The 13692-nt window shown below is 46.6% G+C and carries 12 protein-coding genes; 4 read left to right on the plus strand and 8 right to left on the minus strand.

From position 1 onward, the window contains the following. Positions 1-2 precede the first annotated feature (2 nt). The 3 genes from BQ7489_RS11550 to BQ7489_RS11560 all read right to left on the minus strand — a co-directional run bounded on the left by BQ7489_RS11550 (position 3) and on the right by BQ7489_RS11560 (position 5053). A complete protein-coding gene (locus tag BQ7489_RS11550) occupies positions 3-3014 on the minus strand; it encodes a tetratricopeptide repeat protein (RefSeq protein WP_072531123.1) in 3012 nt (1003 codons plus the stop codon). A gap of 11 nt (positions 3015-3025) precedes the next feature. Further along, positions 3026-3562: an NUDIX hydrolase gene (locus BQ7489_RS11555; RefSeq protein WP_072532161.1), complete on the minus strand. Its 537-nt coding sequence runs from the start codon at positions 3560-3562 to the stop codon at positions 3026-3028. Positions 3563-3640: 78 nt separating this feature from the next. After that, complete coding sequence (locus BQ7489_RS11560; protein WP_239496949.1) at positions 3641-5053, minus strand: glycoside hydrolase family 28 protein; 1413 nt, start codon at positions 5051-5053, stop codon at positions 3641-3643. A gap of 133 nt (positions 5054-5186) precedes the next feature. Here BQ7489_RS11560 and BQ7489_RS11565 point away from each other — a divergent pair, with 133 nt between their 5' ends. The 3 genes from BQ7489_RS11565 to BQ7489_RS11575 all read left to right on the plus strand — a co-directional run bounded on the left by BQ7489_RS11565 (position 5187) and on the right by BQ7489_RS11575 (position 6489). Further along, a complete protein-coding gene (locus tag BQ7489_RS11565) occupies positions 5187-5591 on the plus strand; it encodes a hypothetical protein (RefSeq protein ID WP_072532163.1) in 405 nt (134 codons plus the stop codon). A 107-nt stretch (positions 5592-5698) separates the two neighbouring features. Further along, entirely contained in the window at positions 5699-6172 is a 474-nt protein-coding gene (locus BQ7489_RS11570) for an Lrp/AsnC family transcriptional regulator (RefSeq protein ID WP_072531124.1), read from the plus strand. Beyond that, a complete protein-coding gene (locus BQ7489_RS11575; RefSeq protein WP_072531125.1) occupies positions 6172-6489 on the plus strand; it encodes a DUF4491 family protein in 318 nt (105 codons plus the stop codon). Before BQ7489_RS11570 ends, BQ7489_RS11575 begins: the two co-directional genes overlap by 1 nt. Before the next feature lie 252 nt (positions 6490-6741). Here the strand turns inward: BQ7489_RS11575 and buk are convergent, their stop codons facing one another. Both buk and BQ7489_RS11585 read right to left on the minus strand, forming a co-directional pair. Continuing rightward, on the minus strand, positions 6742-7854 hold the full coding sequence (gene buk, locus BQ7489_RS11580; protein WP_072531126.1) for a butyrate kinase: 1113 nt from the start codon (positions 7852-7854) through the stop codon (positions 6742-6744). Positions 7855-7857: 3 nt separating this feature from the next. Continuing rightward, positions 7858-8778 (minus strand): phosphate acyltransferase, encoded by a 921-nt coding sequence (locus tag BQ7489_RS11585; RefSeq protein ID WP_072531127.1) that lies wholly within the window; start codon positions 8776-8778, stop codon positions 7858-7860. A gap of 81 nt (positions 8779-8859) precedes the next feature. On the opposite strand from BQ7489_RS11585, the gene BQ7489_RS11590 reads away from it, so the two are divergent. Then, complete coding sequence (locus BQ7489_RS11590) at positions 8860-10647, plus strand: gamma-glutamyl-gamma-aminobutyrate hydrolase family protein (protein ID WP_072531128.1); 1788 nt, start codon at positions 8860-8862, stop codon at positions 10645-10647. Here the strand turns inward: BQ7489_RS11590 and BQ7489_RS11595 are convergent. From BQ7489_RS11595 to BQ7489_RS11605, 3 genes are all read right to left on the minus strand, one after another. Beyond that, on the minus strand, positions 10615-11946 hold the full coding sequence (locus BQ7489_RS11595) for a nucleobase:cation symporter-2 family protein (protein ID WP_072531129.1): 1332 nt from the start codon (positions 11944-11946) through the stop codon (positions 10615-10617). The two genes, BQ7489_RS11590 and BQ7489_RS11595, sit on opposite strands and share 33 nt — an antisense overlap. A 31-nt stretch (positions 11947-11977) precedes the next feature. Then, positions 11978-12547, minus strand: a complete 570-nt coding sequence (gene xpt, locus BQ7489_RS11600) for a xanthine phosphoribosyltransferase (RefSeq protein WP_072531130.1) — start codon at positions 12545-12547, stop codon at positions 11978-11980. Between the two features lie 130 nt (positions 12548-12677). Next, positions 12678-13628, minus strand: a complete 951-nt coding sequence (locus BQ7489_RS11605; RefSeq protein ID WP_072531131.1) for a fimbrillin family protein — start codon at positions 13626-13628, stop codon at positions 12678-12680. Positions 13629-13692: the final 64 nt, after the last annotated feature.

Below are 13692 nucleotides of genomic sequence, written 5' to 3' on the forward strand. Positions count from 1 at the left end.
AATCACTTGTTAAGTTTAGAAAGTCGCGTCTCTATCATCTCCGCAATATCGTCATCGGCCTGATAATTCTGTTTCAAGGACAACAGATACTGCTTGGCATCCAGATTACGCCCCAGTTTCATATAAACATCTGACAGCAGGACGAAGCTACGTGCCAGCCAGTATGCATGAGGAGTGCTCACATCGATATAATCAAGTATCTCCTTCTCTGCCTCGGCCGTATTCCCTTCATCAAAATAATACTGTGCCAGCAGGTATTTGGCTTCAGCTCCATAAACGTTACGTGTATCTTTCGCCAGCACTTCCAGATCCTTTACCGCCTCTGTTCCCTTTCCGTCTTTCAACAAAGCTTTTGCCCGGTAATAACGCGCTTCCGTTTCAAGTTCTGGATTCAGCTTGTTCTGCGCCAGGACAGAAGATGCCAGTCCAACGACTTCCTCCGGTTCATTCAGCATCCAGGCACAACGCAAAGCACCGGTCAACGCCTCAATGCGCGCATCTTGGGCTGTCGCCTTATCGGCCATTTGCCTATAAATGTTCAAAGCCTTGGCATAGTCCTTGTCCGTATAGGCCATATCGGCACTCATTGCCATTGCTTCACCGGCATATTTATTGTCGGGATATGCCAGGACCTTATCCAGATGCACGGCCGCCTCCCGGTAATTCTTTTCATTATAATCAATCAGACCCAGATAATAATGGGCATCCACACTGAAAGCACCTTGGGGGAACGACTGCAGATAACGGGTAAAACTACTTTTAGCCTCTGCCAGATTCCCTTTCATATAGACACGTTCGGCTGCGGTATAGGTAAGCGAATCACGTTCATTCACATCAAAGTTGGCGCCACCCGGAATAGAAGAGGCAAACGCCATATAATCATCCACCTTGTTCAGGTCTACATAGATTGATTTCAAGTCACGCTGAGCCATCCGTGCCTCATCGCTGCCCGGATAAGAGGTTATCACCTTCTTATAGGCAGCAATCGCCTCATCATAACGGTCATTCTGATAATACAACAAACCTATTTCACTGGCTGCCTTACGGGCCAGCGGACTATCGGGATAGCGCTGTAACAATGTAGAATAACGTTCTATCGCATCCTTGCTGTCTTCCAACTGAACAAAGGCACGTCCCTGTTCATACAAGGCATCATCGATATACTCCGATGACGGATAGGTTGTAAGCATCCGGTTCAATGCCTGTATCTTTCCGTTATAGTCACGCTGCAACCCCAATACAAAGGCTTCCTGGAACAACGAATAGTCTCCAAACGACGGATCTGCCTCAACGGCCTTGGCGTACAGCCGGCGTGCCTCATCAAACTGACGTGCATAAAAATTACAGTCGCCCATGCGGTTATATGTATCGGCAATTACGGCTTTCTGTTTCGGAACGGACGACTCGGCACAACGGGTAAACCAGGTCAGAGCACCGGCATACTGCTTCTGCTTGAATGCCGTATAGCCCAGATTATAAAGTGCCAATGCATATTCCTCAGTGGTCTTTCCCGTAGCAAATTCCAGATACATGCGTAAATCGGAGGCTGCTCCCTGATATTGTTCCAGACGGTATTTCGATTCACCGCGCCAATAATAGGCATCGGCTTTCGTCTGACGGTTATAACGTCCCAGTTCCAGAGACCGGGTAAAATAATCTATCGCATTTTCAAAAGCAGCCTGTGCAAAAGCCTGGGTACCCATACGGAACAGCAGCTTCTGCTTGGCTTCCAGAATACGGTCGCTCGGATGACTGATCTTGGCAATGGAGTTCAAGGCCGCCTGATAGCTGCGCGTATTCATATAGACTTCAATCAGATAGTCATTCACCTTGTCGGTATATTGTGACCCGGGATATTCATTCAGGAAACGTTCAAAGACTGTGACCGATTCGGCAAACGGAGAATAAGATGTTTCATGGATACTCAATGCGTAATTGTAAAGCGCCTGTTCCTTGATTTCCCTGTCATAATCCATCGTAGACGCCTGTTCGAAAGCCATACGAGCACGATCCCGGTCTTTCAGCTGCAGATAAGCCAGTCCCATATGCAGGTAAGCGTTCTGGGTCAAGGCATCCTGCCCTGCCGCAGCCTCTCCCAGGCATACGGCCGCCTTTGAATAGACATGCGTATAATAATAGCTCATACCCAGGTCATACAATGCCTCCCGTGAAGCACCGGCCCCCACTTCCCGCTGATAAGCCTCCAAAGCATTCGCAGCCTGTGCATACTGTTTCATCTTGAAATAAGCTTCACCCTGGATACGTTTCATTTCAACGGCCTTTTCCTGCCCGGGATAAGTTTCCAGATAAGTGGAAGCCACCTCAAGAGCTTTCCGGGAATTACCTTTCACGAGATTGATTTCCGCAATATAGTACGGCGATAAAGCCGCAAATCCGGGAGAGGCGGAAGCCTCTTCAAAACCCGCCAATGCCGAATCATAACGTTTCTCTACATAATCGATGTATGCCAGATTATAGACGGCATCCATATAATATTTACGACTGACTTCCTTCAGTATATTGAACCACAACGCCGCATCCTTCAACCGGTCCATCCGCAGATAAGCTGTGGCAAGGCGCAATGCACAGGCATTCCGTTCGCTGTCATCCAGCAGTTCGATATCGCAGCCTTTAAAACTGGCCACAGCTTCCGGATACTTTTCCGCAAAGAAATAGGCGGAAGCTATCAGAGACTGGACACGATTAGCATATCTGGACTCAGGATAATCAACCAGATACTGTTCCAGCTGAGCGATACAGTCAGGAGCCTTCAGCTCATAAGCGGTACAGGCCAACATGTATGCGGCCTCGTCCGAAAAGGAGGTCTGAGGTTCCAGTTCAATATACTTTAACAAAGTCTGCTGTGCCGCCGCATAATCATGACGCAGGAACAATGTCTTTCCGTCATCAAACAGCCTACGGGCACCGGTCAGCGGCTCCGTCTGTTGCGCTACCGCCATCATGGGCAGCAGGCACATGGCACCCGCTATCAACGCATGTTTTCTATTCTTCATATCAAGATTTCTTATTGTTTCATTTCTTTTTTATATCCCTCCAGGAAACGGCCCACCCCTTTCCGTATGGAATCCAGTCCGAATTCTTCCGTACAGATCTGCTCCAACGGCATCCAGAAAGAATCGGCCACATCGTCCATTGCCAGCAGACGGCTGTCGTCCTTTACCCGGCAAAGGAAAAACAAATCCAGCGTATGTACCAGAAATCCGGAATACAAATAAGTATTCGGCAATGTGAACAGGTATTTTGCCTCTGTCATTTCCAGACCGGTTTCTTCACGTATTTCCCGAGCAATGCCTTCTTCGGCAGTTTCATACAAGTCAATGAAACCTCCAGGCAGGTCGAGTGTTCCTTCCGCAGGCTCTTTTCCCCGGCGGCAAACCAGCAGTTCACCCTTTCCATTCAAGATAAAGGCCACTACAGCCGCACTTGCATTGAAATAATAGACGAAACCGCAGCTTGCACAAATTTTCGACTTTTCATCGTTCTCCTCAAAATGGGATGACCCACATTTCGGACAATAGTTAAACAATTCCAACGGATGCATAGTTCCAGAATTCATAAGATTCTACAAAGATAAGACAATTGCCGATATTGCAACCGGAATCGGCTGAAAATACAGCTGTTACAAGCTGACGCCGTTAAACGTACATGAATCAAGGATCAGATTACGTACACCGGTCACATTGTTTATTCCCGGATCGGTAATCCCCTTCAAATGACAATTTTCCAATAAGACCGTCCCTACACACGTCCGGTCTTCCAGTCCGTCGACCCAAATACCGTACCTGCTCTTGTCGCAGGTTACATTCTGCAATACGATATTGGTGAAAAAAGGATAATAATCTCCCGAAACCACCTTCTCATATTTCAATTCCAGTTTCAATACAGCCTGTCTGCACTCGGAAATCTTCACGTTACGGATATAAAAGCCGTCGACCACACCTCCCCGAAGCGCATTCGACTTTATCCGGAAAGGCCGGTCCATCCCGGCACTTCCTACCACACAGTCTTCCATCCACACATTATAACAGCTGCCCGATATCTCACTGCCTACAGCTACAGCCGCATGCCCATCCTTCATGATACAGTTGCGGACAATAATATTCCGGCTGGGAACATTCCAGGCACGCCCGTCGTTATTTTTCCCGGATTTGACAGCGATGCAGTCATCACCCGTATTGAAGACACAGTCCTCTATCAGTACATTTTCACAAGATTCCGGATCACAACCGTCATTGTTCGGCCCATGGCTGTCCAGTGTAACCCCCTTCACCACAATATTTTTCGACAACAGCGGATGCAGCAACCAGAACGGAGCATTGTGTAACGTCACGCCTTCTATCAGAATCCTGTCGCATTGGTAAAACTGGATAAACTGCGGACGCAGTTCGTCCTTCTCGTCAAAGATGCGTTTCTCCAACGGTATCCTGTTCTGCTCACAATACTGGAGTTTTTCCTTACCCATCAAACGTCCCAGTTTCTTGTCGGCTTCCGACGTCCGGGCACGTTTTCCCCACCAGTTTTCCTTTGAGGCCTGACCGTCGAGAATGCCCTTCCCGGTTACTGCGATATTGGTCTGCCCCTTGGCATAAATCAAAGGCGACTGTGCCATGCAGTCCACACCTTCCCAGCGGGTCGCTACAGCCGGAAAATAATCGGCCGGATCGGTAGAGAACTTCAGTACGGCTCCTTCTTCCAGATGCAGGTTCACATCCGAAAGCAAATGGATCGGACCGGTATAGAAAACCCCTTCCGGGATGACAACCATACCTCCACCCTGTTCATGACAGTCGGAAATGGCTTTCCGGATTGCCTCGGACACATCTTTTCCATTCTGAGCTCCGTACCGTACAATATCGAACCTTCTGTCCGGAAACGTCGTACGCAATATTGCACCTTCCACCTGTTCTTTCTTCTTCCAGACAGCATCCATATCCGACAACCTCACATCCTCTTTTCCGCCTGTTATGCCACTGCCAGCCATACATACCGACGGAAACACAATGCAGACCCAAAACCATAACATTCTAAACATATCTTTCCTCATTTACAGTCAGCTAAAATTTCTCAAATATATAAAATATAATAAGCCCGGCAGCCAACACATCCATATTTTAAATGAAACCCACATAAATTATGTATATTTGCCAATTAAAAATCCTGATTATATGCTAGAAAGAGACTATATAAAACGACTGATACGCCAGTTTTTCGAAGCAATTGAAAAACTGAAGGAAGAACGCGACAAGAAAAATACCCCCGAACTCCAATTACAGGCCAACAGCATGTACCGTGCTTTCTTCATGCAGCCTGCCAGTTTTTTTTATGAACAGGATGTAGAGTTCATACTCATGCAGCTACAGAACGATTTTCCGGAAAAAGGTTTCCTTCCGAGAGTGGAGATGCTGTCAGAATTATTTTACTTTGACTACACCCTGCAGACCAATCCGGAAACAGGTAATATGCTGTTGAAAAAATCCTATGAACTATTGAGTTACTACGATACTCATTGTGACACATTTTCTTTTGAAAGACGAAAAAAAATTGCAGAAATCAAGCAATTAATCTACTAATAGCTATATTTTCACTCTTTTTTAGAAAAAAAACATAATTACTTAAAAAAGTTTAGCTATATTTGCTTACAGAATGATACTAAAAAAATAAGATTGCTTATCTTTATATGGAAAAAATTGACAACCTAGACAAACAAATTCTTGAGATTATATCTCAGAATGCACGTATACCGTTCAAAGATGTCGCAGCAGACTGCGGTGTATCCCGTGCGGCAATCCATCAGCGCGTACAACGCCTGATTGATTTGGGAGTAATTATCGGTTCCGGGTACCATGTAAACCCGAAAAGCTTGGGGTACAGTACTTGTACCTATGTGGGAATCAAACTTGAAAAAGGTTCGATGTATAAAAGTGTAGTGGCCGAGCTTGAAAAGATTCCGGAAATTGTAGAATGTCATTTCACAACCGGCCCGTATACCATGCTAACTAAACTGTATTCAACAGATAATGAACACTTGATGGAACTGTTGAATTCCAAAATTCAGGAAATTCCGGGTGTAACAGCTACAGAAACCCTGATTTCTCTGGAACAGAGTATCAAGAAAGAAATTCCTATCCGCAAAGAAAACGAAAACAAATAATGGATTGGCTGAACACCTATCACGTGGGAGGTATCGTCATCGGCATCTGTACTTTTCTGATTATCGGATTGTTTCATCCGGTAGTGATAAAAGCCGAATATTATTGGGGAACCCGCTGCTGGTGGATTTTCCTGCTGCTAGGCATTGCAGGCATCACCGGTTCCATACTGATAAGTGATATCCTGATTTCAACACTGCTGGGAGTATTTTCATTCTCTTCCTTCTGGACCATCAAGGAGCTGTTCGAACAGCGGCAACGTGTTCTGAAAGGCTGGTTCCCGATGAATCCGAAGAGGAAAAAAGAATACGAATCATAATTATTCTGATCAGACGGATATATAAAAATCCCTTTATGAGTACCTCCTTTTTCCATAAAAGGCAGGAATCATAAAGGGATTTTCCATTTAACAAGGCGTCTCCGCCATACTGTCTTGAAGTTTTTACAAGGACAACTTGAAATATCCGTCAATATATCAAGACATTTTTCCGGGAAATTCAAGATGTTTCCACAAAAGACCAAGTTCTTTTTCCACACCTGGTTCCAGCCGGCAACACTTGATAGTTATAAGCTAGGAGATTTTGAAACCGGAAGAAAGCTCTTCTGTCTTCTTCTCCTGATCCTCAGGATGGTAGGTCTGCAAGGGAAGTTCTCCGGTAAGGGCACCCACCGCATTCATGGCCAAGGCTCCCATTTCGTCTTCTCCCGGAATCACTACAATAGGAGCAAGTCCTTCTATCCATTCACGGAGCATAGATACACAATATTCATTATAGGCAATGCCACCTGTCAGGATAATGGCATCGGTATGCCCGTGGAGGGCCACATGCATGGCACCTATCTGCTTGGCCACGGTATAGACCATTGCCTCAAGCACCAGTTTATGACGTTTGCCTCCGGCATGGGCCCAGCGGATAATTGTCGGCACATCGGTTGTTCCCAAATGGGCAACCAGTCCTCCCTTCCCGTTCAACATCTTATGGACTTCCTGCCGGGTATACTTACCGCTGAAACACAAGTCAACCAGCTGTCCGGCCGGGAGGGTCCCGGCCCGTTCGGGACTGAAAGGTCCTTCACCGTTGATGGCATTATTTACGTCGACAACCTTTCCATGATGATGGGCGCTTACCGATATTCCTCCACCCAAATGAGCCACGACCAAGTCAAGGTCTTCATATCTGCGCCCTATGCGGGTAGCATATCTACGGGATACTGCACGGCTGTTCAATGCATGAAAAATAGAGACACGGGGTAACTCGGGTACACCGCTGATACGGGCAATATCCCTCAGCTCGTCCGTCACCACAGGATCGGCTATAAAGGCCGGACAACCCGTCTGCTGCGCCAGTTCATCGGCAATCAGAGCCGCCAGATTGGACGCATGTTCTATTCCGGCATGCCACAAATCATGCTTGATGTGCCCGTCAATCCGGTATACACCTCCCGAAGTCGGCTTCAACAATCCCCCACGGGCAATGACCGCATCAAACTGCATCGGGATGCCGGCGTCTTTCAAAGCCTTCAAGATACAGTCCCTGCGATAATCATATTGCTCATTGATGTGGACAAACTGCGACAGCTCCTTTGTCGAATGTGAGATACTGGACTTCCATACCGGCGTATCGTTCTCATAAACAGCCAACTTGGTGGATGTCGACCCCGGATTTATTACTAGAATCTTCATAACTTAATCATTTTGGGTTCCTGCAAGGCAAGCCAATACCAGGCTGAAGAATTTGGAATTTCCTGAATCGCTGCGCGAAGGGACTACGACCGGTGCAATCGTCCCAGTCAACATTCCAGCCGTATCGGCATCGCCGAATAAAGTAATAGTCTTATAGAATACATTCCCGGACTCTATATTCGGGAATATCAGAATATCCGCATTTCCCACTACCGGAGAAGACAAGCCCTTGATTTCACCGCTATGCGCATCGCAAGCAGTCTTCGCATCCATAGGCCCGTCCATAAAGACCGGTCCGAAAGCTCCTTGTGAGGCCTCGTCTCTCAGCTGCATGTAACTCAACGTATGGGGAAACTTTTCACTGACCTTTTCCGAGCAGTGCAACAAAGCGATACGGGGCTCCACACACCCCAGTTTACGGCACAATCCCACATCATTATGGATAATGGCCCGATATTGCTCTAAAGTGGGACGGGGAATAACCGCTGCATCCGAAAAAAAGAGCAGTTTATGGTACAACGGAATCTGTGCCATAGCCACATGACTTAAAATACCTCCCGGCGGAAGCAGACCGTTTTCCTTGTTCAGAACGGCACGAAGCAAGTTATCGGTATTGATCAGTCCTTTCATCAGGATATCCGCCACACCGGTCCTCACCAGCTGCACGGCCAACGCCGCAGCCTCATCAGGCGAACCGGCTTCATAGATATGGACAAAATCGGGAGAAGCACACTGCATATGACGTGCCAGCTCCTGATGTCCTACATCAACAACCAACAGAAACTCGGCGATTTCTTCCCTCAATGCACGGATAATTACATACTCTGTATGCGGATCGTTCGGACAAACAACCGCAACCCGGCGTCTATAGTTGCGTACCCGCAAACTATTAACCATTTGGGTAAGTGAACGGAATGGCTCCATACTATCAGATTTTAAACAAATATGAGAAATAAATCTGATTTAATCTCTATATTTGCCATGTTTCTCTGAAAGATTTAACGTATGAAAACATATACAAGCTTTGACATAGATGCCGATTATAAAAATTTGCATAACAGGTTCCCGAATCATTACGAACGGCCGGTCATCGGAATCACCGGAAATTTCAGTGAAGGTAACTTAATGTTAGCTCCAGGCTATTATACTTCCATTCTGAAAGCTGGAGCCGTCCCGTTTATCATTCCACCCTTCGATGATTATAACATTCTGATAAATCTGTTGGACAGCCTGGACGGACTGTTGCTGACCGGAGGAGGTGATATAAATCCGCTTTTCCTGCATGAAGAGCCCATCAGGGAACTGCATGGGATCAATCCTTACCGCGACCGGCAGGAACTGATGATAACCCGTCTGGCAGCTAACCGGCAGATCCCGATTTTAGGAATATGCCGTGGCATACAAGTCATGAATGCCGCATTCGGAGGAACTCTATACCAGGACATCCACGTACAGATGGAAGGGACACGCATCAAGCACGATCAGGATCTGGACAGGGCCTACGCCTCACATACCGTAAAGATAGAAAAAGACAGCACATTGGCCCGGATCATGAAAACGGATACACTGGCAGTCAATTCATTCCATCATCAGGCTGTGAAAGAACCGGCCCCCGGCTTCCGGATTTCCGCCCGTGCTACGGACGGAGTGGTCGAAGCCATTGAAAGTTCCGAATTCAAATCGATGCTGGGCGTACAGTGGCATCCTGAATGTTTCATTATGAATAACGACGAATGCATGATGCCTTTGTTCGACTGGCTGATACAGGAAGCGAAATCTTTCCGCCAGGCAAAAGCATTCCACCGGACAGTGCTGACTTTGGACTCACATTGCGATACTCCCATGTTCTTCGACCAGAATATCAATTTTGCTACCCGTGATCCGAAAATCAAGGTCGACCTGCATAAAATGAACGAAGGACGCCAGGACGCCACCATCATGGTAGCCTACATTCCACAAAAGGAACGTACTGACGAAGCGTTGCTGGCTGCAACAGCCAAGGCCGACCAACTGCTGAACGAAATAGAAAAAATGGTTGCCTTGAACTGTACGGCTGTCGACATAGCCTATACCCCCGCCGACCTTTACCGTCTGAAGCATGCCGGCAAAAAGGCAATTATGCTGGGAATAGAAAACGGATACGCTATCGGAAAAGACATATCCAATGTGGAACGGTTCCGTAAAAGAGGGGTTGTCTATATGACACTCTGCCACAACGGGAACAACGACATCTGCGGATCGGCACGCTACAATGACGAAAATCTGGGTGTAAGCGAATTCGGTGAGAGCGTTATCAGAGAAATGAACCGGGTAGGCATGATGGTCGACCTGTCACATGGTGGCGAAAAGAGTTTCTATGACGCATTGGAAATCAGCAGAATGCCGATTGTCTGTTCACATTCATCCTGCAGGGCATTATGTGACCATCCCCGCAACCTCACCGACGAACAGCTGAAAGCTATCGCCCGGAAAGGAGGCGTGGTACAGGTCTGCATGTATGAAGGATTCTTACGTAAAGAAGGCAAAGCCACCGTATACGATGCCATCGAACATTTACACCACATGGTAAACATAATGGGAATCGAACACGTAGGTATCGGTACCGACTTTGACGGAGACGGCGGAGTCATCGGCTGCAACGACTCATCCGAGCTCATCAACCTGACCCGTAAGCTACTCTATGAACGCTACAGCGATAAAGATATGCAGCTTATCTGGGGAGGAAACTTCCTGCGCGTAATGGAAGAAGTGCAGAAAGGATCACTCCTTGATACGGATCAGCACATTGGCTAGAATTGCAGTAATGCCACCGGTAGTGATACCCGACGAAAAAATATTCCGTACAGTTTCGGGAAGCTGACAAAGGATATCCGGAACCAGTTCCACACTCAAACCGAACGAAAAGCTCAATGCCATCACGAGGGTAGCTTTACGGTCAATATTCTGAGATGCGATGATACGGATACCGGCAGCCGCTACGGTACCGAACATAAGTAAGGTAGCGCCTCCCAATACAGGTTCAGGCATCAGGGAAAAGACCAGTCCTACGGCAGGAAACAAACCCAGCAAGATCAGGAATCCGGCAATGAAAAAGCCTACATAACGGCTGGCGACGCCCGTCAGTTGGATCATCCCGTTATTCTGCGCAAAGATGGAATTTGGAAATGAATTCAGTATACCGGCCAGCATGGAATTAAATCCATCAGCCAATATACCTCCCGATGCGCGTTTTACGAACGTTTCACCCTGTACAGGTTCACCCGAAATCAAGGAATTGGCGGTAATGTCACCATAAGCCTCTATTGCCGTAATCAGATAGACCAAACCCAGCCCGATAATGGCCGAAATATCAAAAGATATGCCGTATTTGAACGGAATAGGAATATTGAATCCACCGTAATTCTGTACCGAACTGAAATCGACCATACCTGAGATCCACGCTACAGCATATCCGATAACCAGTCCTATCACAATCGAACTCATACGTAGATAACGGTTCGAGCTACGGTTGAAGAATATAATCAATATAAGAACCAGTGCCGCCAGTCCCACATGCTGGAATGCGCCGAAAGTACCGTCGGCCCGGGCTGCTTCCCCTCCTCCGCAGGCCGAAATACCTACCTTGATCAGGCTCATGCCGATCAAAGTGACAACAATCCCCGAAACAAGCGGGGTAATGATCCGGCGTGTATACCTCAACACACGACTGATAAGCATCTCTACCGATGAAGCGGCAATACATGCCCCGAAAATACTTGAGAGCCCTCCGGTAAGCCCTGCTGAAATGATCGGGCCAATAAATGAAAAGCTTGTACCCTGGATACATAACAGTCCGCAACCGACAGGACCTATACGGCGGCATTGGATGAAAGTCGATATACCGGAAGCAAACAAAGCCATCGACACCAGGAAACTGCTGGTCTCCAGATCAAGCTTCAACGCTCCGGCTATAATCAGGGGAGGAGTAATAATCGCTACAAAAATGGCCAACAAATGCTGCAAAGCAGCAAAAATAGTCTCTTTCAAAGGCGGACGGTCATACAAGCCGTAAATCAGTCCGTCACCCGGAACAACCTTCTGTTCTTTTTCCATCGAACTATCCTTATTTCAGATTATAATAATATCAGTCCTTAATCTTAATTTCACAATTATCCAGACTCTCAATAATGGCCAAAGATTCCACATGAATCCCTTCATTACGCAGATAATCACCGCCATGCTGAAAAGATTTCTCAATCAGGAAACCCATGCCAACCAATTCGGCACCTGCCTTACCGACCAGGTCGATAATGCCTTTCGCCGCATTACCGTTAGCCAGGAAATCATCGATAAACAATACTTTATCGCCCGGACACAGATAATCCGCACTCACACAGACATCGTATGAACGGTCCTTGGTAAAAGAATAGACAGAAGTTGTCAACATACGCTCCATCGTACTCGGCTTTTTCTTTTTGGCGAATACTACAGGCAGTTCCAACAAATATCCTACCATAATGGCAGGAGCGATACCGCTTGCTTCAATCGTAAGAATCTTATTGATACTGGTTCCCGCAAAACGGCGTACAAATTCCACCGCCATGGATTTCATCAGAATAGGATCCATCTGATGATTGATAAAATTGTCTACTTTCAGGATCCCTCCCTCAAAACATTTACCGTCCTGTAAGATACGTTCCTTGAGTGCCTTCATATCTAAGAAATTTTTAATTTATTGCAATGATTTGCAAAATTACACCTTTTATCCTATTTGCGAGGCATCCATGCGGAATATTTAGACTGTAAAGATGTTTAAAGGGAGGAAAAATACCCTGGACGAACTATCAAGGCTGGTCCGACTCGTCTTTTATCACGATGTCATCCAGAACAGTACCCGTATTCCAATCGGCTACTTCCCCTACTTTAATGACCAGTCCTTCCTTCTGGACCGTAACCGTATATTGGTAGAGTTTTCCCGATTCAAAATGCTCGGTTACTTCTGTCGAAGCCGTATAAGACTTTTCACCACGCACATAAGACAAGGTCAGACTTACCGCTTCTTCGGCTGTTGACGGATTCAACAGGACAGCCAAAGTATATCCCGATTCCGGAACAACAGCAGAACCGCAATCTACAGTCAGCTCATTCACAGAAGGTTCTCCCTCATCTTTCTGTATCCGGTTCCTGACCATATCATAAGTACATTTACTTACAATGTCGGTACCATTCAGATTCAGTCGGGTCAAAGACAAATCATCGTCATTTCCATTTTTGAAAATCAGTCTGACCAGACTATACTTATGCTGGAAAGCAGACTCACCGGTAAAGCTTACGGTACCGCCCTGGGATGTGGTATAGCTGCACGAAGTACGTGCCACCAGAAAGTCGTATTTACCCAAATCATCCAATTTTCCGGTCTGCCGACTGATATCCGGCATAGGAATTGAATTACGTACCGCAACCGTTCCTTCCTCATAAGGATAAAAGGCATCAAAAACAAACTCACTGACTAGGTCAGGCCAGAACAACTGGGAAGAAGAACTCCAGTTACCACCTTCACGAGTCCATAAAGTAGGCGAATCCACATCAGGCATAAAGAATCCGATCCGGTCTCCATCGACGAAACTTGTCGTCTCTCCCGATATTACAGTTCGTGACAACTGAGGATTCGATACAGATGCCTGTATACCCAACGTCTTTCCTTCCGACGGCTGGTCGGCCGATTCACTCTGTTGGCAGGAAGCCAACATTCCTAAAGCCATAACCATGCATGGCACAAATCTGAAAATGTTCATAGATATTAAATTTTTATTTCTCGTTACACTTTATGAAACGTAAAAAGTCGAAATTTTATAGCCG

This window comes from Bacteroides ilei (assembly GCF_900128495.1).
Classification (GTDB): Bacteria; Bacteroidota; Bacteroidia; order Bacteroidales; family Bacteroidaceae; genus Phocaeicola; species Phocaeicola ilei.

Bases quoted from the DNA above. Each gene is read 5' to 3' on its own strand.
- BQ7489_RS11550 (WP_072531123.1), bottom strand. From the start codon at position 3,014: ATGAAGAATAGAAAACATGCGTTGATAGCGGGTGCCATGTGCCTGCTG.
- BQ7489_RS11555 (WP_072532161.1), bottom strand. From the start codon at position 3,562: ATGCATCCGTTGGAATTGTTTAACTATTGTCCGAAATGTGGGTCATCC.
- BQ7489_RS11560 (WP_239496949.1), bottom strand. From the start codon at position 5,053: ATGTTTAGAATGTTATGGTTTTGGGTCTGCATTGTGTTTCCGTCGGTA.
- BQ7489_RS11565 (WP_072532163.1), top strand. From the start codon at position 5,187: ATGCTAGAAAGAGACTATATAAAACGACTGATACGCCAGTTTTTCGAA.
- BQ7489_RS11570 (WP_072531124.1), top strand. From the start codon at position 5,699: ATGGAAAAAATTGACAACCTAGACAAACAAATTCTTGAGATTATATCT.
- BQ7489_RS11575 (WP_072531125.1), top strand. From the start codon at position 6,172: ATGGATTGGCTGAACACCTATCACGTGGGAGGTATCGTCATCGGCATC.
- buk (WP_072531126.1), bottom strand. From the start codon at position 7,854: ATGAAGATTCTAGTAATAAATCCGGGGTCGACATCCACCAAGTTGGCT.
- BQ7489_RS11585 (WP_072531127.1), bottom strand. From the start codon at position 8,778: ATGGAGCCATTCCGTTCACTTACCCAAATGGTTAATAGTTTGCGGGTA.
- BQ7489_RS11590 (WP_072531128.1), top strand. From the start codon at position 8,860: ATGAAAACATATACAAGCTTTGACATAGATGCCGATTATAAAAATTTG.
- BQ7489_RS11595 (WP_072531129.1), bottom strand. From the start codon at position 11,946: ATGGAAAAAGAACAGAAGGTTGTTCCGGGTGACGGACTGATTTACGGC.
- xpt (WP_072531130.1), bottom strand. From the start codon at position 12,547: ATGAAGGCACTCAAGGAACGTATCTTACAGGACGGTAAATGTTTTGAG.
- BQ7489_RS11605 (WP_072531131.1), bottom strand. From the start codon at position 13,628: ATGAACATTTTCAGATTTGTGCCATGCATGGTTATGGCTTTAGGAATG.